We start from the raw sequence: 17,831 nt of genomic DNA, 5'->3' as shown, positions 1-17,831 counted from the left end.
CTGCCATTTTCCCTTTCCCCAATCTGGAATATTGCAGAGTACTAATGCTTAACGGACCTTTCTCATCATGGCCTTCCTTTTCAGAGGAAGAGGCCAATGCAGTACGCGATGTAGTTCTCTCGAACAAGGTAAATTACTGGACAGGTCAGGAGTGCCGGAAGTTTGAGCAAGAGTTTGCCACTTTCGCTGACTCCGAATACGCAGTAGCTCTGGCAAACGGGACAGTGGCGCTGGATTTGGCGTTGAAGGCGCTGGATATCGGTGAAGGCGATGAGGTAGTAGTTACACCGCGAACCTTCCTGGCGTCCGCCTCCAGCATTGCAACCGCTGGTGCGGTGCCGGTGTTTGCGGATGTTTCACCCGATTCCCAGAACATTACGCCGGAAACCGTGCGCAAGGTCATCACGCCACGTACCCGCGCCATTGTGTGTGTGCACTTGGCAGGCTGGCCCTGTGATATGGACGGGTTTATGGCGCTGGCGGATGAGTTCGGGCTTTACGTGATTGAAGACTGCGCCCAAGCTCATGGTGCCCGTTACAAAGGGCGTTCGGTGGGATCTATTGGCCATGTGGGGTGTTGGTCTTTCTGCCAGGACAAGATCATGACCACCGGAGGTGAGGGTGGCATGGTCACCACTAACGATCGCAAGCTGTGGTCGAAAATGTGGTCATTCAAAGATCATGGGAAAAGTTGGGAAGCGGTCTACGAGCGCGAGCATCCGCCGGGTTTCCGGTGGCTGCACGATTCTTTTGGCACCAACTGGCGGATGACGGAAATGCAGGCGGTGATTGGCCGAATTCAGCTGGGCCGAATGCGAGAGTGGAACAGAGCCCGTACCGCCAATGCGGAGCGCATTTGGGCTACTTGCCGTGAACTGCCGGCGTTGCGAGTGCCTGAATTTTCCTGTGGTGTTAGCTGTGACTCAGGCTGTGCCGGCAGGAGTGGCTGCTCACACGCCCATTATAAATGCTATGTACAGGTTAGGCCGGAGCGCCTGGCGCAAGGCTGGTCCCGGGACCGAATTGTCGAGGAGGTGGTCGCCCAGGGGGTACCGTGTTTCCAGGGGTCGTGTTCAGAGGTCTACCGTGAGCGTGCCTTTGATGGTACTGGCTGGCGCCCGACGAAGCCACTTGAAGTGGCGCGAGAATTGGGGGAGACCAGCCTGATGTTTCTGGTGCATCCTACGCTGACGAAAGCAGAGCTAGAAAAAACCTGTACGGTTTTGTCAGCTGTAGTGAAACAGGCCACCAACGGCTGAGCCTCTCCCCCTCCTGTTGTCCTTTTATTTTCCGGAGTTTTTTCATTTATGTGCGGTATTGTCGGCGCGGTATGCGCTCGAGATGTAACACCTTTTTTGTTAAATGGCCTTCAAACACTGGAATACCGTGGGTATGACTCCGCTGGTCTGGCGCTTCTGAACGGCGGGCTTAAACGGGCCCGTTCCGTGGGCCGTGTGTCCGAGCTGGCAGCGTTGGTTGATCGCGAGCAGTTACAGGGGCATATGGGTATTGCTCACACCCGCTGGGCAACACACGGAGTGCCGGCGGAACGGAATGCGCACCCACATGTGTCTGGAAAGCTTGCGGTTGTTCACAATGGCATTATTGAGAACCATGTTGAACTGCGGGCTATGCTTTCGGGTCTGGGGTACGATTTTACGTCGGATACCGATACGGAGACGGTTGCTCATCTCGTTGAGGCTTGCCTGGCAGGGAAGGTGGGTGAAGCGTCGCCCTCGCTCTTCGAGGCTGTGGGGGCTGCGGTCCCTTACCTGAAAGGCGCGTATGCCCTGGCTGTGGTTCGGGCAGACGAACCAGAAACTCTGGTTGTAGCCAGGGAAGGTTCGCCGCTGATGCTGGGGCAGGGTGATACTGGTTTTTATGCAGCCTCCGATGCCTCCGCTTTGATTTCGGAAACCCGTGAGTTGATGTATCTGGAGAACGGAGATGTTGCCCAGCTTACCTTGGACGGCGTAACGATACGGGATGCAGAGGGTCAGTCGGTTACTCGCCCTGTGACCACCTCTACGCTGAGAGCAGATGCGGTTCAGTTGGGCGAGTATAAGCACTACATGCAAAAGGAGATCTTCGAGCAGCCCCAGGCCCTTGGCAATACCCTTGAAATGCTTGGCGGTACAGGAACGCTTCAGTCGGGCTTGTTCGGTGCGGATGCCGCGCGAATTTTTGATGAAGTGGACTCAGTACTTATTCTGGCCTGCGGTACTTCCAGCTATGCCGGGATGGTGGCGCGCTATTGGATTGAGGCGATTGCAGGCGTGCCCTGTAATGTGGAGATTGCTAGTGAATATCGGTACCGGAAATCAGTAGCCCGGGAATCCCAGTTGGTTGTGGCCATATCCCAGTCGGGAGAGACCGCTGACACCATTGCGGCCCTGCAGTATGCCAAGTCGTTGGGGCACCGATACACTCTGGCTATCTGTAATGTGCCCGAATCCTCCATCGTTCGCGAGGCCGCGCTACGTTTTATTACGCGTGCGGGTCCTGAAATTGGTGTGGCTTCTACCAAGGCGTTTACCACGCAGTTGTCGACGCTGTTCTTGCTCGCTCTTCTTTTGGCCAAGGGGCGTGGCGCGCTATCGGCTGAGGATGAGGCCACCTACCTGAATGAAGCGCGCCATTTGCCGGTCGCCGTTGAAAAGGTTCTGGCGCTGGAGTCGGCGATTCGGGATCTGGCTCAGCAGTTTGGTAACAAGCAACACGCGCTGTTCCTTGGTCGTGGCCGGCATTACCCGATTGCACTGGAAGGTGCCTTAAAGCTTAAGGAAATTTCCTATATACATGCAGAGGCCTACCCGGCGGGAGAACTGAAACACGGCCCTTTGGCGTTGGTTGATGCCGAGATGCCTGTGGTGGTTGTGGCGCCCAATGATGAACTGTTGGACAAATTGAAGGCCAACATGGAAGAAGTTCGGGCCAGAGGTGGCGAACTGTTCGTGTTTGCCGATGGTGACAGCCAGATCGCCTCCGAACCCGGAATACAGGTTCTTAAAATGCCCGAGCATTACGGAATCTTGTCGCCGGTTCTTCATGTTGTTGCATTGCAATTATTGGCTTACCACGTGGCTCTAGTGAAGGGCACTGATGTGGACAAACCCCGCAATTTGGCCAAAAGTGTTACTGTTGAGTGACCGTGGCGATCATCTTTTCTGGTAAAGGAACACCATGTTTGAAAAATTCCTGAATTTATCTCGGGTCCACAAGCGGCTGGTGTCGGTTTTTGCTGATGTGGCGGTTCTGTTTTTTGCTTTGTGGGCGGCGTTTTCGCTGCGCCTGGAGCAGCAGTTCTGGGTGCCTGATCAGGGGCAGCTTATTGTCTCTGGGTTAACGGTTGTCTTCACGATTGCCGTGTTCATAAAGCTGGGTCTCTATCGCGCGGTCATTCGCTATCTGAGTGACAGGGCCTTTATCACGGTGATAACCGGGGTGGTGATTTCGTCGATCACCTTGATCTTGTTGGGATATTGGCTTGAGGTACAGGTTCCTCGTTCCGTGCCTATCATTTACGGGGCGCTGGCTTTTATCTTTGTAAGCGGAACCAGAATGACGGTCCGTATGCTGGTGAATCGTCCTCGGCATCGCAACAAGCAGTTTGTGGCGATTGTTGGTGCAGGCGAGACCGGCCTGCAACTTGCGAACGCGCTGGATCAAGGCACCGAATATCATCCTGCGGCTTTTATCACGTTGCTGAAAGCAAACCACCGGGCCTTGATTAATGGAATCCCGGTTTACGACATCAGTCACATCGAGCGTGTGGTGAGGGAGCATCGTATCAAGCGTTTGTTGCTGGCTCTGGATGCCGATTCTGGTATTGACCGTAAGCGCTTGCTGAAAAAGCTGGAGCCGCTCGCCATTCCGGTGCAGACCGTTCCAACCATGTCCGAACTGGTAGCGGGCCAGGCACGCATCAATGATATCCGGGATCTGGAGCTTGAGGATTTGTTGGGTCGGGACCCCGTGCAGCCAGACAATGCACAGGTCGCTACCAGCCTGTATGAGCGCGCAGTAATGGTAACCGGGGCTGGTGGCTCAATAGGTTCCGAGTTGTGCCGCCAGATCATTCAGCACCGTCCTTCCAAATTGGTGCTTTTTGAACAGTCTGAGTTTTCTCTTTACGCCATTGAGCGCGAGCTTCAGGCGATCAATCAGATTGAGGCACTTGGGGTAGAAATCCACCCGTTGCTGGGCAGTGTTACCCACCGTCGGCGTTGCGAGACCGCGATGCGGAGTTTTGGTATAGAGACGGTATACCACGCCGCAGCCTACAAGCATGTGCCTCTGGTTGAGCACAATGTTATCGAAGGTGTTCAGAATAATGTGTTCGGCACCTTCCATGTTGCGGAAGCGGCCATTGCGGCCGGGGTGAAGCGCTTTGTGTTGATCTCCACCGACAAAGCGGTGCGTCCCACTAATGTGATGGGTGCCAGTAAGCGTCTTGCTGAGCTTGTGCTCCAGGGCCTGGCTCAGCGGCAGTCAGACACGATCTTTTCCATGGTGAGGTTTGGCAACGTGCTTGGATCTTCCGGTTCGGTTGTCCCGCTGTTCCGGGACCAGATTCGCGATGGCGGACCTGTTACCGTGACTCACCCGGATATTATCCGCTACTTCATGACTATTCCTGAGGCCAGCCAGCTTGTCCTTCAGGCTGGCAGCATGGGGCAGGGTGGCGAAGTGTTCGTTCTGGATATGGGCGAGCCCGTAAAAATTGCCGACCTGGCCCGGAAAATGATTCACCTGATGGGGTTGATGGAGAAAACAGACGATCGGCCGGATGGGGATATCGAAATTGTATTCTCCGGGCTGCGGCCCGGTGAAAAGCTCTATGAGGAGTTGTTGATTGGCGACAACCCGCAGGGTACGGCTCACCCCCGGATCATGATGGCAAGGGAGGTCTCGATGCCCTGGGATGAGGTGGAACAAACGCTCAACCGTCTGATGCGGGCAAGTCATGACTTTGATTGTCAGGAGATCATTCAAATCCTTAAAACGGCACCGACGGGGTTTGCCCCCAATGGGGATGTGGCGGATCTGGTATGGTGCAATGGTGATCGACAGTTAACTGTGGCTTCTCAAGAGTCCGATAAGATAAGGCGCTTCCCGGCCTGAAACGATTTGTTCGGTAAGGCCGGTGAGGTTTTTAAAGAAGGGGCGGATCGGGAAGATCTTGCCCCTTTTTTCTTCTATCATGCAGGGATACTTTTGGCTGACCATTTGCGCCGAACTACAAAGACCAGAGGCACCTGACACCCGATGTTTGAAAACAGCTCCATACTGATCACCGGCGGTACAGGCTCCTTCGGCCATACCTTCGTCCCCATGCTCCTCGAGCGTTTCAATCCCAGAAAAGTGATCATTTTCTCCCGGGATGAAATGAAGCAGTGGGAGATGGCCAAGAAGTTTGCCGGCGATCACCGCGTTCGCTTTTTCATCGGCGACGTGCGCGACAAAGATCGCCTTTACCGGGCGCTGGATGGGGTCGATTACGTGGTGCATGCCGCAGCCACCAAGATTGTTCCAACCGCGGAATACAATCCCTTCGAGTGCATCAAGACCAATATCAATGGCGCCATGAACCTGATCGATGCCTGTATCGATAAAGGCGTGAAGCGTGTTGTGGCTCTTTCAACAGATAAAGCCAGCAGCCCGATCAATCTGTATGGCGCTACCAAGCTGGCCTCAGACAAATTGTTCGTTTCTGGCAATTCCTACGCGGGTGGCCATGAGACACGCTTTGCGGTCGTGCGCTATGGCAATGTAATGGGATCCCGTGGGTCGGTTATTCCGTTTTTCATGTCGGTTAAGGACCAGGGCGTGTTGCCCATTACCGACGAGCGCATGACCCGCTTTATGATTTCGTTGGAAGAGGGTGTGGAGCTGGTGTGGCACGCCTTTGAGGATATGGAAGGTGGGGAAATCTACGTGAAGAAAATCCCTTCCATGAAGGTGACCGATCTTGCACGGGTGGTCGCTCCGGAAGCCAAACACGAGATCGTTGGCATCCGCCCCGGCGAGAAGCTGCATGAGCAGATGATTGGTGCCGAGGATTCCTATTACACCTATGAGTACCCGGAGCACTTCAAGATTCTGCCAGCCATTCATGACTGGAGCGCCGATGCTGCGCGCATCAAGGACGGCAAGAAAGTGCCTGAAGGATTTGTTTATTCAAGTGACAACAACACAGAATGGATGTCTCAAGATGATCTGCAGGCCTGGATTGATGCCAACCGGGAAAAAATCGGGAGTATCTGATTGATGATTCCTTACGGGCGCCAGGAAATCACGCAAGAGGACATTGATGCCGTTGTTGAAGTTCTCAAATCGGACTTCCTGACCCAGGGCCCGAAAGTTCCAGAGTTTGAGAACACGGTGGCCAGCCATGTTGGTGCGAAGTTTGGCGTGGCTGTTAACAGCGCAACGTCGGCCTTGCACGTTGCCTGCGCGGCTCTTGGTTTGGGAGAAGGGGACTGGCTGTGGACTTCGCCGGTCACGTTTGTCGCCTCAGCGAATTGTGGCCTTTATTGCGACGCAAAGGTGGATTTCGTCGATATCGACCCCCGCACCTACAACCTTTGCCCGGATGCGCTTGAGCGGAAGCTGGAACAGGCCAGGGAGCAGGATCGTCTGCCCAAGGTGGTTGTGCCTGTTCACCTGTGTGGCCAGCCTTGCGACATGGAACGGATCAAGGCGTTGTCTGATCGTTATGGCTTTCGCATTGTTGAGGACGCGTCCCATGCCATTGGCGGCAAGTATCAGGGCGAGTTTATTGGCAGCGGCCGGTTCAGCGATATCACGGTGTTCAGCTTCCATCCGGTAAAAATTGTGACAACTGCGGAAGGCGGCATGGCTGTCACCAACGACGCTGAACTGGCGCAGCGTATGGAGATGCTCCGCAGCCACGGCATATCCCGCGACCCTGCCCGCATGACCCATGAGCCAGACGGCCCCTGGTACTATCAGCAGGTGGACCTGGGCTTTAACTACCGTATGACCGAGTTGCAGGCGGCCCTGGGTGTCAGCCAGATGGCACGGCTGGACGACTTCGTGAAGCGTCGGCATGAACTGGCCCGGCGATACGATGAACTGTTGGCGGATTTGCCGGTACTGAGCCCATGGCAGCATCCGGACAGCTATTCAGGCCTTCACCTTTACGTGATCCGACTGAAATTGGGAGAGATTCGTGCCAGCCACCGGGAGGTATTCGAGTCGCTGAGGGAGCAGGGAATCGGTGTAAACCTGCATTACATCCCCGTCCACACCCAGCCATTCTACGAGACCATGGGGTTCGCGCCCGATGATTTTCCGGAGTCCATGCGCTATTACAACGAGGCGATCAGCATTCCCATGTACCACGGCCTGACGTTTGAACAGCAGGACGCGGTGGTTGGAGCGCTGAAGCAGGCCCTTTCAGTATGAAGGTTGCGGTAATTCCCGCCCGCGGAGGCAGCAAGCGGATTCCGGGCAAGAATATCCGGGATTTCTGCGGCAAACCGATGATTGCCTGGTCCATTGAGGCTGCCCGAGCGAGTGGCTGTTTTGATGAGGTGATCGTTTCAACCGATGACGAAAGGATCGCCGAAGTAGCCAGGCAGTGCGGAGCTACAGTTCCTTTTATGCGTCCTGAGCATCTTTCAGACGATTACACGGGAACACTGCCGGTTATCCGCCATGCCGTTGAATGGTTTTGTAATGCGGGCCAGGCAGTCGACCTTGTTTGCTGCATCTATGCGACGGCCCCTTTCATCGAACCTGCTGATATCCAGGAAGGCAAAAGTCAGCTTGAAACGGCCGGCTGTAGTTTTGCATTTTCTGTGACCAGCTTTGCCTTCCCCATTCAACGTGCACTTCGCCTTGCCGATGGCGGGCGGGTGGAGATGATGCATCCCGGGCAGTTTTCGACTCGATCCCAGGATCTGGAAGAAGCTTGGCACGATGCCGGTCAGTTCTATTGGGGAACCGCGGACGCCTGGCTTGAGGAACGGATGATCTTCGGGCGGGACTCTATCGGGATCCCGATTCCCCGTTACCGTGTTCAGGATGTTGATACTCCTGAGGATTGGAAGACGGCTGAGTATATGTTCGAAGCGTTGAGAGCCAGGGCGCACCATGGGTAGAGCGCTTGCGGTGGCTTTCCGGGCGGACGCGTCCACCCTCATTGGCTCTGGCCATGTTATGCGCTGCCTGACCCTTGCGGATGCCCTGGCAGAAGCAGGTACCCGGTGTTATTTCGTGATACGACAGGAGCCGGGAAATCTGGAGGACGCGGTGCGCAGAAGGGGGCATCATGTACTGATGCTTTCATCGGCAGAATCCGGAGAAAGTGCGAGCTCTTCAGAGAGCGTACCGCCTCACGCCGCCTGGCTGGGAGTGAGCTGGGAAGCCGATGCCTCTGACACGCTGCAGGCACTGGAGGGCATCGAGTTGGACTGGCTGGTGGTAGACCACTATGCACTCGATCAACGATGGGAAACTCAGGTTCTTGCATGTTGCAAGCGGCTGATGGCTATTGATGACCTTGCAGACCGAAAGCATCAGTGTGATTTGCTTCTGGACCAGAATCTGGGGCGTGAACCGCACGATTACGATGGTCTTCTACCCGGGGATACCAAAAAGCTGATTGGCTCTGATTACGCGTTGCTTCGGCCCGAGTTCCGCCGGGCACGTGCCATGTCCCTTGAGGCACGGCAAACCCGGGAGCCTGGGAACATACTCGTTAGTATGGGTGGCGTGGATGCGGCGAATGTTACCTGCAATGTTCTGCGGGTATTGGATACCATCGAGGTTGTTTCCGCGTATCGGGTTACCGTCGTTCTCGGGGCCGCCTGTCCTCATATCGATGAGGTGACAGAACAGGCGGAATCAATGCGCCTGGCTACGCGGGTGGTCGTAAATGCCAACAACATGGCGGAGCTGATGAGCCAGGCAGATCTTGCCATTGGTGCCGCTGGGGGCTCTGCCTGGGAGCGCTGCTGCCTTGGTTTGCCCAGCTTGCTTGTGGTGATGGCCGACAACCAGCGGCCGGGCGCTGAGGCGCTGAAACATGCTGGCGCATCACTCAGTTTGGGGTGGCCGGGCGCTCTTGAAGAGACATTGCCCAGGGCGATGCGTGAAGTACTCGCGGCTGGAAGGTTGCTTGAGATGAGCCAGAATGCTGCCGCAATCTGCGATGGTCTGGGTGTGCAGCGTGTGGCTGACGCCCTCCGGGAGGGTTCGGATGAGTAGTGGGCGGCTGAGGCTTATGCGCTCCGGGGACCTTGCGCGGGTTCTCAATTGGCGGAATCATCCCGATGTGCGCCAGTTTATGTACACCAGCCATGAGATCTCCCCGGAAGAGCATGCGCAGTGGTTTGCCCGGAACAGTGAAGCCCCCGGTGTGTGGCTGCTGATCTACGAGGTTGATTCGGCCCCTGTAGGCTTCGTTAATATCTCCTCGACCCGCTGTGCCCAGGTTGCGGATTGGGGCTTCTATCTGGCGCCGGATTCAGAGCCTGGAACAGGGCGGTCGCTTGGTGAAGCTGCCTTGAGGTACGCCTTTGAAGAGTTGGAATTGCATAAACTCTGTGGCCAGGCGCTCGGTTATAATGAGCGGTCAGTCCGCTTCCATGAGCGTCTCGGGTTTACCCGGGAAGGTGTCCTCAGAGAGCAACACTGCGACGGAGAACGTTATCACGACGTTATCTGTTTTGGCCTTCTGGCTGCCGAGTGGAAAAATTCGAAGTAAAGGTTCAAGGGCGTGTTTATGAGTGAAGCGAAAATTGTCATTGATGGTCGTGAAATTTCATCATCTCAGCCGCCTTACATAATTGCGGAGCTCTCAGCCAATCATAACGGCAAGCTCGAAACGGCTCTGAAGATCATTGATGAAGCGGTTGAAGCCGGAGCGGACGCGGTAAAATTGCAGACCTACCGTCCCGACACCATCACCCTGAATTCGGATGCCGATGATTTCAAAATCAAAGGCGGGCTTTGGGACGGTCGTACCCTCTATGAGTTATACGAAGAGGCCCACATGCCCTGGGAGTGGCATAAGCCTCTATTTGAGCGGGCCCGGGAGCGGGGCATCACCATTTTCAGCTCGCCGTTTGATACCACCGCTGTTGATCTGCTTGAGGAGCTCGGCGCTCCAGCCTATAAGATCGCATCATTTGAGGCTGTGGATCTGCCATTGATTGAGTATGTGGCCCGGACTGGTAAACCGATGATCATTTCCACCGGGATGGCGGATGCGGAGGAAATTCAGGAAGCCATTGATGCGGCGCGCGGAGCTGGCTGTAACCAGCTGGCGATTCTGCATTGTGTAAGTGGCTATCCGGCGCCAGCGGAAGACTATAATCTGCGAACCATTGTGGACATGAAGCAGCGTTTCGGCCTGGTGACAGGGCTTTCGGATCACACCCTGGATAACACAACGGCGATCGCCAGCGTCGTGTTGGGCGCGGCGATCATTGAAAAGCACTTCACGCTCGATCGCTCTGGCGGTGGGCCGGATGATAGCTTTTCCCTGGAGCCTGAGGATCTCAAAGCGCTTTGCCGGGATAGCAAGACAGCCTGGAGGGCACTTGGCGAGGTGAATTACGGTCGAAAATCCAGCGAGCAGGGTAACGCGCTGTTTCGCCGTTCCTTATACTTTGTGAATGATATCAAGGCGGGGGACGTCATATCCGGCGAAGATGTAAGGAGTGTTCGCCCGGGTTTCGGGTTGGCGCCCAAGCATCTGAAAACCGTTGTTGGCAAATTCGCAAGGCATGGCATCAGCAGGAACTCTCCGGTCAGAGAAGAGGATTTTCGGTAACCTGTAAGCGAATAGAGAACCTGGCCCGGGACTGGGCCGGGTTCAGAATTATCAACAAGGACGTTCAAGTATGGTTTCAATATCTCACCACGGCGCCACCTCTGGTGTTACCGGCTCCTGCCATGAATTGACTCTAGCTCCGAGCATGAAAAAGGGGTCTGACCCCGCGGGGTCAGACCCCAACTTCAAGCCCCGCGGCTCTGCGGGCATACTCATAGACTGCGGCCTGTTCCAGGGCCAGGACGAGGGCCGAGGCGCTTCGGCTTCCAATCTCTCCATCGATTTCCCTATCGAACACATCCGGGCCCTCGTGGTCACTCATGTGCATATTGACCACGTAGGGCGCATCCCCTATTTGCTGGCTGCAGGTTTCGAAGGCCCCATCATTTGTTCCGAACCCTCGGCCATTATGCTGCCGGAGATTCTGGAAGATGCCCTTAAGATCGGGTTTACCCGTGACCGGCGATTGATTGAGCGGGTTCTGGGGCTGATTCGTTCTCGTTTGGTCCCGGTACCCTATGGCCAGTGGCATTCGGTGTTCGTTGAAAATGATTGCTCGCTGTCGGTTCGGTTGCAGAGAGCAGGGCATATTCTTGGTTCGGCCTATGTGGAGTGTGATGCGCGTGTGGGGAATTCTGAAGAGCGGATCGTGTTCAGTGGCGACCTTGGGGCGCCTCATGCGCCATTGCTCCCGGCGCCACAGTCCCCCGGGCGGGCGGATCGGTTGGTGATTGAGAGTACATATGGAGATAAGGACCATGAGGACCGGGAAACGCGGCGTTATCGGTTGAAATCTGTCCTGGAGCACGCCTTGGAAGATGGTGGGACAGTCCTGGTGCCGGCGTTCAGTATTGGGCGGACGCAGGAATTGCTTTATGAGATTGAAAGTTTGATTCATGAGTTTGGGGGTGATGCTTTAGCTTCGGGCATGAAAATGGGGTCTGACCCCACGGGGTCAGACCCCTCATTCACCTGGGAGTCGCTGGAAATCATTGTAGATTCCCCACTCGCCGCCGAATTCACTCGCATCTACCGCGATTTGAAACCCTACTGGGACGCCGAGGCTACTGAATTAGTCATCCAGGGCCGGCATCCGCTTTCTTTCGAGCAACTCACGGTTATCAACAGTCACGAAGACCACCTGAATGCCGTGGATTACCTGGCCCGCTCCCATCGCCCCTGTGTGGTTCTGGCCGGTTCCGGCATGTGTGCCGGTGGTCGCGTTGTGAATTATCTGAAAGCGATGCTGGGCGATAAGCGGAATGATGTGCTGTTCGTGGGCTACCAGGCCGCAGGCACGCCAGGTCGGGATATTCTGAATTATGGTCCCCGTGGTGGCTGGGTGGAGCTGGATGGTGACCGCTATGATATCCGGGCCCGGATTCATCTGGTTGGCGGCTATTCGGCCCATGCTGGGCAGAGTGATTTGCTTCGGTTTGTTGAAGGTATTCCTGGAGCACCTACGGAAATTCGGGTGGTGCATGGGGATGAGGATGCGAAGGCGGCATTTCAGGTAAGGCTTCAACGGGTGTTGCCTGGCTCCCAAGTGCTGATCCCGGCGTAGCGAGGTTTTGATGCGCGCACGATTCGGGTATTGTTGGAAGTAACAGAACAGAACCGACAACGGTTTGAGGATGCTTGGCATGACTACTTCGCCTGAAAAAGTCTGGTTTGATGAAGATAATCTTTGGGTCATTCTCTCGGATGGTCGAACAATTGGTGCCCCGCTGGCCTGGTTCCCGCGTCTGCTGCACGCGGAACAAAAAGCCAGGGATGACTTTGAACTGAGTGTTCATGGTATTCACTGGGATTCGTTGGATGAGGATATCAGTATCCAGGGGTTGCTGGCTGGCCAAGGCGACCAAACCCACCCAAAACGTGATCACGCGGCCTGACATGGAAAAGATAAAGATTTTTGCCACTAAATCCACGAAAGAACACGAACAAAGACTGACTGATTAAAAGTCAGGGCTTCCTTGTCTTTCCCTTTCGTGTTCTTTCGTGGATTTAGTGGCAAAAATGTTCTTAAAAATAAGGATATAAGATGCTCAAGGAAAAAGAGCTTTGCTACCGTATTACCGGCTGTGTGTATGAGGTATACCGGCATCTGGGAGCAGATCACAAAGGCGAGCCCATTGCCGAACACCGGGTCGATCTTTTGGTCGAGAACGCCGTCATCATCGAACTTAAAGCCCAGAAGCAAATGCCGATATCGGCGGAGCCGCAGTTAATCAACTACCTCAAAGCCACAGGGAAAGAGCTTGGTCTGTTGGTTAATTTTTCGTTTCCAAAGGCTGTGGTAAAGCGGGTGGTGTTATGACCGGGCCGGGTTTTTCATGGGAGGGCAGCCCCCTCCTTCACCAGGGATCTCTGGAAATTGTCGTCGATTCTTCTCTGGCGGCGGAATTCCCCCGGATATACCGGGATCTGAAGCCCTACTGGGACGCCATTGCCAGATATATATCGTGACCGGCACCTGCTAGAATTGTTTTTTCTGAAAAGCTGGCAGTTTTAATCGTTTTTTTGGCAGGATAATCATTTTGAGCACGATGGCGGGTGATGAAATTGGCTATGCATGGTTGGCAGCACGTTACGACGTGCAGGCAATCCAGCCGCTGCCGCTGGAGAGCCGTATCGGGCGTAGGCGCCAAACCTACGACCAGGCCGGCCGCCGCCTGGAATACTACACAGAGGCGATGCGCCCGCAAGGCACGCTGGGCGCGCACCTGACCTTCGCTTTAAAACACGAAGGGGTGGCGCTGGAGTTTCTGGCAAGGTTGTTTGGGGCATTGCCCGCAGAGGCGCTTGCTGACTGGATACGCTCTGAACCTACCGGCCAGTATGCCCGGCGTGCTGGTTTTCTCTACGAATGGCTAACCGGCAAGACTCTGGCAGTGGAGGGTGTCGGTGGCAACTATCGTGATGCGCTGGATCCCGAATTGTATGTTACGGCGGCTAACGGGGGGTGTCGTAACCGCCGCTGGCGGATTAATGACAACCTGCCGGGAACCCCTGAATTCTGCCCCCTTGTTCGTCGCACGACTTCAGTGTTGGAAGCCCGTCAATATGGAATCGCTGACAGGCTTTTAGCGATGGAAGGGGAGTTTGGACCGGATATTTTGCGTCGCAGTGCAGTGTGGCTGACTATTAAAGAGAGCCGTGCCAGTTTCGCGATCGAGCACGAAGGGCAGCATCAGGATCGCATACGCCGTTTTGCCACCGCCATGGAACAGTATTGTGGCCGGCTGGATTCCCCCCTTGATGATGACGCCCTGAGTGAGTTTCAGTCAGCTATCCTGGGAACCACCACGATCCGGACGGGCCTTCGGCAATCGCCTGTGTTTGTTGGGAGTAGTTCGATCGATTACGGTGCAGTTGTTCATTACGTCTGCCCGCACTGGGAGTGGTTGCCAGGCATGCTGGAGGGATTGCAGCGTTTTCTGGCGCAAACCGATCCGGGGGATGCAGTGGTTCGCGCTGCTGTGGCAAGTTTCGGGTTCGTCTTCATTCATCCGCTGGCTGATGGTAATGGACGAATCTCCCGTTTTCTGGTGAATGATACTCTTCGCCGCGACGGCGTGGTGCCTGAGCCTTTTATTTTGCCGGTTTCAGCGGCGATAACGTCCTCGGCGGTCAGGCGGGCCGACTATGATCGAATTCTTGAACGTTACTCCCGGCCATTGATGTCGGCTTACCGTGATGCGGTCGATTTCACCCAGGAACGCGTGGCCTACGCAGATGGTATTGAATCGGACTTTGTTTTTAATGCCTATGAGGAGGCAGCACCTGTCTGGAGCTATCCAGACTTGACCGAACATACGGAATATCTGTTCGCGATCATTCGGCATACGTTGGAGCACGAGATGCACCATCAGGCCGCCTTTCAGCGGGCGTGGTATCGCACCCGCGAGGCGATCAAGGATTGGGTTGAAGGCCCCGATGAGCACATTGATCGGATGATCCGGGCGATACGCCAGCATGGCCGGGTCAGTGGCAAATTGATGAAGGAATTTCCGGTGCTGGCGCAATCCGACATTGCATCGGAGCTAGAGCAGGCCGTAGCCGAAGGTTTTGCCGATCTGCCGGATGTGAATCAACGATGATTTTGGTGAGGGCATATCTCTGTGTAGTGCAGTTATTCGCCGCTGGCCGCTCGATCGAAGGCCATCCAAATGCCGTGGATTACCTGGCCCGGATGCATCATAAAAGGTGTTTTCAATCCCTGGCTGGTACAGACATAATTATTCCATCAGAGTAGGGCGTATGGTCGCCGTATTGAGCTTCCTCGCAAAGGATTTCAAATGAAGAAGATTGCAGTTATTGGTCTTGGTTACGTGGGGCTGCCTCTTGCCGCGGCCTTTGGCGAAAAGCGTGAGATTGTCGGCTTTGATATCAGCAAAAAGCGGATTGCCGAGCTGAACGATGGCGTTGATTTTACCCGTGAGGTTTCCCGGGAAGAATTGGCTGCGGCGCCTGGTTTGTCTTTTACCGATGATCTTGAAGGCATTCGCGATTGCCAGATTTACATTGTGACTGTGCCCACCCCTATTGATGAGTTCAAAACGCCGGACTTAACGCCTCTGGTAAAAGCCAGTGAAACGGTTGGGCAGGTTCTGAAGCAGGGCGATATCGTGATTTACGAATCCACGGTATATCCCGGCGCCACGGAAGAAGTTTGTGTGCCGGTATTGGAGAAAGTCTCCGGCCTTACGTTTAACAAGGATTTCTTTGCCGGTTACAGCCCCGAGCGAATCAATCCGGGTGATAAAGAGCATCGGGTAACCAGCATCATGAAAGTAACCTCTGGCTCAACTCCGGAAATTGCCGAGAAAGTAGATGCACTCTACGCCAGTGTTATTACCGCAGGCACCCATAAAGCCAGTTCCATTAAAGTGGCCGAAGCAGCAAAGGTTATCGAGAACACTCAGCGTGATTTGAATATCGCACTGATGAATGAGCTTTCGATGATTTTCTCGCGCCTGAAAATTGATACCCATGAAGTGCTGGCGGCAGCGGGCACAAAATGGAATTTCCTGCCGTTTAAACCGGGGCTTGTTGGTGGCCACTGTATTGGTGTGGATCCGTATTATCTCACTCATAAAGCCCAGGCTATTGGCTATCATCCGGAAATTATTCTGTCCGGCCGGCGGGTAAACGACAATATGGGCCCGTATGCGGCGGCCGAGCTGGTTAAAGCAATGATTAAAACCGGGCATACCGTGGCATCGTCAAAAGTGTTGGTGATGGGGCTGGCCTTCAAGGAAAATTGCCCGGATTTGCGGAACACCCGGGTGATTGATGTTATCCGTGAATTGCAGGATTTCGGCTGTTCCGTGGATGTGACAGACTGCTGGGCGGATAATACGGAAGCCGAGCATGAATATGGGATTTCACTGGTGGAGGCTCCGAAAGCCGGTGACTACGATGCGCTGTTTCTGGCTGTGCCTCATCGTGAATATGCCGCTAAATCGTCGAAAGAGTTGCGTGCTTATTTGAAAGATAATGGCGTCCTGTTTGATCTGAAGGGTGTTTTGCCGTTGGGTGAGGCAGACCTGAGATTGTAAATGTGGGGTCAGAAGAAATTTTCTTCTGACCCCATTTTCATCTGACCCCAGGTTAAACGGTTGGGCTCAAGATAAGCTCGATATGCTAGGCTTAATATTGAGACATCGGCGGGATAATAAGAGATGGGTGACGAAGATATCAGATGGCTACAGCGCCTCAGCAACTTTGAAAAAGCCTACCGGCAGTTGGATGAGGCCGTCGCTTTGAGCCAGGCCCGGGAGCTTTCAGAGCTTGAGAAGCAGGGTGTAATTCAGGCGTTTGAGTACACCTATGAGTTGGCGTGGAATGTTATTCGTGACTATTTCCGGTGGCAGGGTAATTCGGGAATCACGGGCTCCAGAGATGCAATCCGGGAGGCCTTTGCCAATGGCCTTGTTGATCAGGGCGAACAGTGGATGCAGATGCTGAAGGACCGGAACCGCACTTCGCATACCTACAACGAAGAAACCGCTCGTGAAATATTGAAGAATATCCTTGGACTTTACCATCCACTCTTCACTGCTTTTCGGGATCGAATGCAAGAACAGGCGGGAAAGCATGGTATTGGCTGAATCTTCAGCAGCGGGTCGGTCAGTTGGCCTACCTGACTACGCGCTTGAGAATCTAAAGCGTATTTTCAAGAACCACGCCGCAGTGCAAGGTGTGGTTCTGTACGGCTCCCGGGCAAAAGGTAATTTTCGCGCCAATTCCGATATCGATTTAATGCTTATTGCCCCCGAAATTTCGTGGCAGGAATTCAATCAGATTGAAGCAGAAATTGATGACCTGCTGATGCCTTGGAAAGTTGATCTTGCTTTGAAGCATCAGGTGGAGAATAAAGCGTTGCTGGATCATGTGAAGCGCGTCGGTATTAGGCTCCTATGAATAGGGGCTCAAGGGGGCGAAGCAGATCCAGGTTGTAAATACATTTTTATAAAGAGAGTTTTTAAAAGCCGGTCAAGTTGATTGGCTTTTTATTAAGGGCTCGTAAATAAATAATTTTGCCAGACAACATTTTTTTTATTATTATTGTGCCTGACTTTTAGTCAACTCCACTTAATTTGTTAAAACTCCTATTTTAAGAAGGTTTTAATTCCATGGCAAAGATTAACGATTACTACCAGAAAAAACAGCTTATGGAAAAGCTTGCTGCAGAGCTGGAACAGCTTGAAGAAGACCAGGCTCTGAAAGGTGAACTGGAGTTTGAAAACAAGGTTCGCGCATTGATGAAGGAGTATGACAAGTCACCGAAGGATGTTCTTCAGATTCTTTCTGCAATTGATCCCTCAGTGTCTGGGGCAAAGGCTGACACAACCGCTGGCAGCCGGCCGAAGCGCCCGATGAAGACTTACAAGAATCCGCACACCGGGGAAGTGGTCAAGACCCGTGGTGGCAATCACAAGACGTTGAACGAGTGGCGTCAGAAGCATGGTAAGGAAGCTGTGCAGAGCTGGCAGCAGGACTAAGCGCTTAAGTTGGG

At 54.2% G+C, this 17,831-nt stretch carries 17 protein-coding genes; all 17 read left to right on the top strand.

Annotation, left to right across the window (positions count from 1 at the left end):
• The first annotated feature begins 44 nt into the window (after positions 1-44).
• The 17 genes from ACGK9W_RS09795 to ACGK9W_RS09715 all read left to right on the top strand — a co-directional run bounded on the left by ACGK9W_RS09795 (position 45) and on the right by ACGK9W_RS09715 (position 17,817).
• Positions 45-1,259: a DegT/DnrJ/EryC1/StrS family aminotransferase gene (locus ACGK9W_RS09795; protein WP_405420681.1), complete on the top strand. Its 1,215-nt coding sequence runs from the start codon at positions 45-47 to the stop codon at positions 1,257-1,259.
• Between the two features lie 48 nt (positions 1,260-1,307).
• Complete coding sequence (gene glmS, locus ACGK9W_RS09790; protein ID WP_405420678.1) at positions 1,308-3,149, top strand: glutamine--fructose-6-phosphate transaminase (isomerizing); 1,842 nt, start codon at positions 1,308-1,310, stop codon at positions 3,147-3,149.
• Between the two features lie 34 nt (positions 3,150-3,183).
• The gene (locus tag ACGK9W_RS09785; RefSeq protein WP_405420675.1) at positions 3,184-5,124 is read left to right on the top strand and encodes a polysaccharide biosynthesis protein; all 1,941 of its coding nucleotides are present in this window, start codon (positions 3,184-3,186) and stop codon (positions 5,122-5,124) included.
• Positions 5,125-5,268: 144 nt separating this feature from the next.
• Positions 5,269-6,267, top strand: coding sequence for a UDP-N-acetylglucosamine 4,6-dehydratase (inverting) (gene pseB / locus ACGK9W_RS09780; protein ID WP_405420672.1), 999 nt, complete (start codon positions 5,269-5,271; stop codon positions 6,265-6,267).
• A 3-nt stretch (positions 6,268-6,270) separates the two neighbouring features.
• Positions 6,271-7,431 carry a UDP-4-amino-4,6-dideoxy-N-acetyl-beta-L-altrosamine transaminase gene (gene pseC, locus ACGK9W_RS09775; protein WP_405421023.1) on the top strand — a complete coding sequence of 387 codons (1,161 nt, stop codon included), beginning with the start codon at positions 6,271-6,273 and terminating at the stop codon, positions 7,429-7,431.
• Complete coding sequence (gene pseF, locus ACGK9W_RS09770; protein ID WP_405420669.1) at positions 7,428-8,129, top strand: pseudaminic acid cytidylyltransferase; 702 nt, start codon at positions 7,428-7,430, stop codon at positions 8,127-8,129. The genes pseC and pseF overlap by 4 nt, the downstream gene beginning before the upstream one ends.
• Positions 8,122-9,237 carry a UDP-2,4-diacetamido-2,4,6-trideoxy-beta-L-altropyranose hydrolase gene (pseG, locus tag ACGK9W_RS09765; RefSeq protein ID WP_405420666.1) on the top strand — a complete coding sequence of 372 codons (1,116 nt, stop codon included), beginning with the start codon at positions 8,122-8,124 and terminating at the stop codon, positions 9,235-9,237. The genes pseF and pseG overlap by 8 nt, the downstream gene beginning before the upstream one ends.
• Complete coding sequence (gene pseH, locus ACGK9W_RS09760) at positions 9,230-9,736, top strand: UDP-4-amino-4,6-dideoxy-N-acetyl-beta-L-altrosamine N-acetyltransferase (protein ID WP_405420663.1); 507 nt, start codon at positions 9,230-9,232, stop codon at positions 9,734-9,736. The genes pseG and pseH overlap by 8 nt, the downstream gene beginning before the upstream one ends.
• An 18-nt stretch (positions 9,737-9,754) precedes the next feature.
• Positions 9,755-10,807 carry a pseudaminic acid synthase gene (gene pseI / locus ACGK9W_RS09755; protein WP_405420660.1) on the top strand — a complete coding sequence of 351 codons (1,053 nt, stop codon included), beginning with the start codon at positions 9,755-9,757 and terminating at the stop codon, positions 10,805-10,807.
• A 70-nt stretch (positions 10,808-10,877) separates the two neighbouring features.
• Positions 10,878-12,371: an MBL fold metallo-hydrolase RNA specificity domain-containing protein gene (locus tag ACGK9W_RS09750; protein ID WP_405420657.1), complete on the top strand. Its 1,494-nt coding sequence runs from the start codon at positions 10,878-10,880 to the stop codon at positions 12,369-12,371.
• A 79-nt stretch (positions 12,372-12,450) separates the two neighbouring features.
• On the top strand, positions 12,451-12,702 hold the full coding sequence (locus tag ACGK9W_RS09745) for a DUF2442 domain-containing protein (RefSeq protein WP_053112596.1): 252 nt from the start codon (positions 12,451-12,453) through the stop codon (positions 12,700-12,702).
• 149 nt (positions 12,703-12,851) lie between these two features.
• Entirely contained in the window at positions 12,852-13,127 is a 276-nt protein-coding gene (locus tag ACGK9W_RS09740) for a GxxExxY protein (protein ID WP_075267575.1), read from the top strand.
• Between the two features lie 229 nt (positions 13,128-13,356).
• The gene (locus tag ACGK9W_RS09735) at positions 13,357-14,910 is read left to right on the top strand and encodes a Fic family protein (protein ID WP_273157729.1); all 1,554 of its coding nucleotides are present in this window, start codon (positions 13,357-13,359) and stop codon (positions 14,908-14,910) included.
• 198 nt (positions 14,911-15,108) lie between these two features.
• Entirely contained in the window at positions 15,109-16,371 is a 1,263-nt protein-coding gene (gene tviB, locus ACGK9W_RS09730; RefSeq protein ID WP_405420653.1) for a Vi polysaccharide biosynthesis UDP-N-acetylglucosamine C-6 dehydrogenase TviB, read from the top strand.
• A 123-nt stretch (positions 16,372-16,494) separates the two neighbouring features.
• Entirely contained in the window at positions 16,495-16,923 is a 429-nt protein-coding gene (locus tag ACGK9W_RS09725) for a nucleotidyltransferase substrate binding protein (RefSeq protein ID WP_405420650.1), read from the top strand.
• Positions 16,910-17,236 (top strand): nucleotidyltransferase family protein, encoded by a 327-nt coding sequence (locus tag ACGK9W_RS09720; protein ID WP_405420647.1) that lies wholly within the window; start codon positions 16,910-16,912, stop codon positions 17,234-17,236. The genes ACGK9W_RS09725 and ACGK9W_RS09720 overlap by 14 nt, the downstream gene beginning before the upstream one ends.
• Before the next feature lie 212 nt (positions 17,237-17,448).
• Complete coding sequence (locus ACGK9W_RS09715) at positions 17,449-17,817, top strand: histone-like nucleoid-structuring protein, MvaT/MvaU family (protein ID WP_405420644.1); 369 nt, start codon at positions 17,449-17,451, stop codon at positions 17,815-17,817.
• Positions 17,818-17,831: the final 14 nt, after the last annotated feature.

This window comes from Marinobacter flavimaris, assembly GCF_045057155.1.
Taxonomy (GTDB): domain Bacteria; phylum Pseudomonadota; class Gammaproteobacteria; order Pseudomonadales; family Oleiphilaceae; genus Marinobacter; species Marinobacter manganoxydans.
The sequence above is the reverse complement of the archived record's forward strand: the minus strand, read 5'-3'. Positions and strand labels throughout refer to the sequence as shown.

Coding starts and splice junctions, on each gene's coding strand:
- ACGK9W_RS09720 (WP_405420647.1), top strand. CDS start 16,910: ATGGTATTGGCTGAATCTTCAGCAGCGGGTCGGTCAGTTGGCCTACCT.
- pseI (WP_405420660.1), top strand. CDS start 9,755: ATGAGTGAAGCGAAAATTGTCATTGATGGTCGTGAAATTTCATCATCT.
- ACGK9W_RS09785 (WP_405420675.1), top strand. CDS start 3,184: ATGTTTGAAAAATTCCTGAATTTATCTCGGGTCCACAAGCGGCTGGTG.
- ACGK9W_RS09715 (WP_405420644.1), top strand. CDS start 17,449: ATGGCAAAGATTAACGATTACTACCAGAAAAAACAGCTTATGGAAAAG.
- ACGK9W_RS09740 (WP_075267575.1), top strand. CDS start 12,852: ATGCTCAAGGAAAAAGAGCTTTGCTACCGTATTACCGGCTGTGTGTAT.
- glmS (WP_405420678.1), top strand. CDS start 1,308: ATGTGCGGTATTGTCGGCGCGGTATGCGCTCGAGATGTAACACCTTTT.
- ACGK9W_RS09725 (WP_405420650.1), top strand. CDS start 16,495: ATGGGTGACGAAGATATCAGATGGCTACAGCGCCTCAGCAACTTTGAA.
- ACGK9W_RS09750 (WP_405420657.1), top strand. CDS start 10,878: ATGGTTTCAATATCTCACCACGGCGCCACCTCTGGTGTTACCGGCTCC.
- tviB (WP_405420653.1), top strand. CDS start 15,109: ATGAAGAAGATTGCAGTTATTGGTCTTGGTTACGTGGGGCTGCCTCTT.
- ACGK9W_RS09735 (WP_273157729.1), top strand. CDS start 13,357: ATGGCGGGTGATGAAATTGGCTATGCATGGTTGGCAGCACGTTACGAC.
- ACGK9W_RS09745 (WP_053112596.1), top strand. CDS start 12,451: ATGACTACTTCGCCTGAAAAAGTCTGGTTTGATGAAGATAATCTTTGG.
- pseB (WP_405420672.1), top strand. CDS start 5,269: ATGTTTGAAAACAGCTCCATACTGATCACCGGCGGTACAGGCTCCTTC.
- pseF (WP_405420669.1), top strand. CDS start 7,428: ATGAAGGTTGCGGTAATTCCCGCCCGCGGAGGCAGCAAGCGGATTCCG.
- pseC (WP_405421023.1), top strand. CDS start 6,271: ATGATTCCTTACGGGCGCCAGGAAATCACGCAAGAGGACATTGATGCC.
- ACGK9W_RS09795 (WP_405420681.1), top strand. CDS start 45: ATGCTTAACGGACCTTTCTCATCATGGCCTTCCTTTTCAGAGGAAGAG.
- pseG (WP_405420666.1), top strand. CDS start 8,122: ATGGGTAGAGCGCTTGCGGTGGCTTTCCGGGCGGACGCGTCCACCCTC.
- pseH (WP_405420663.1), top strand. CDS start 9,230: ATGAGTAGTGGGCGGCTGAGGCTTATGCGCTCCGGGGACCTTGCGCGG.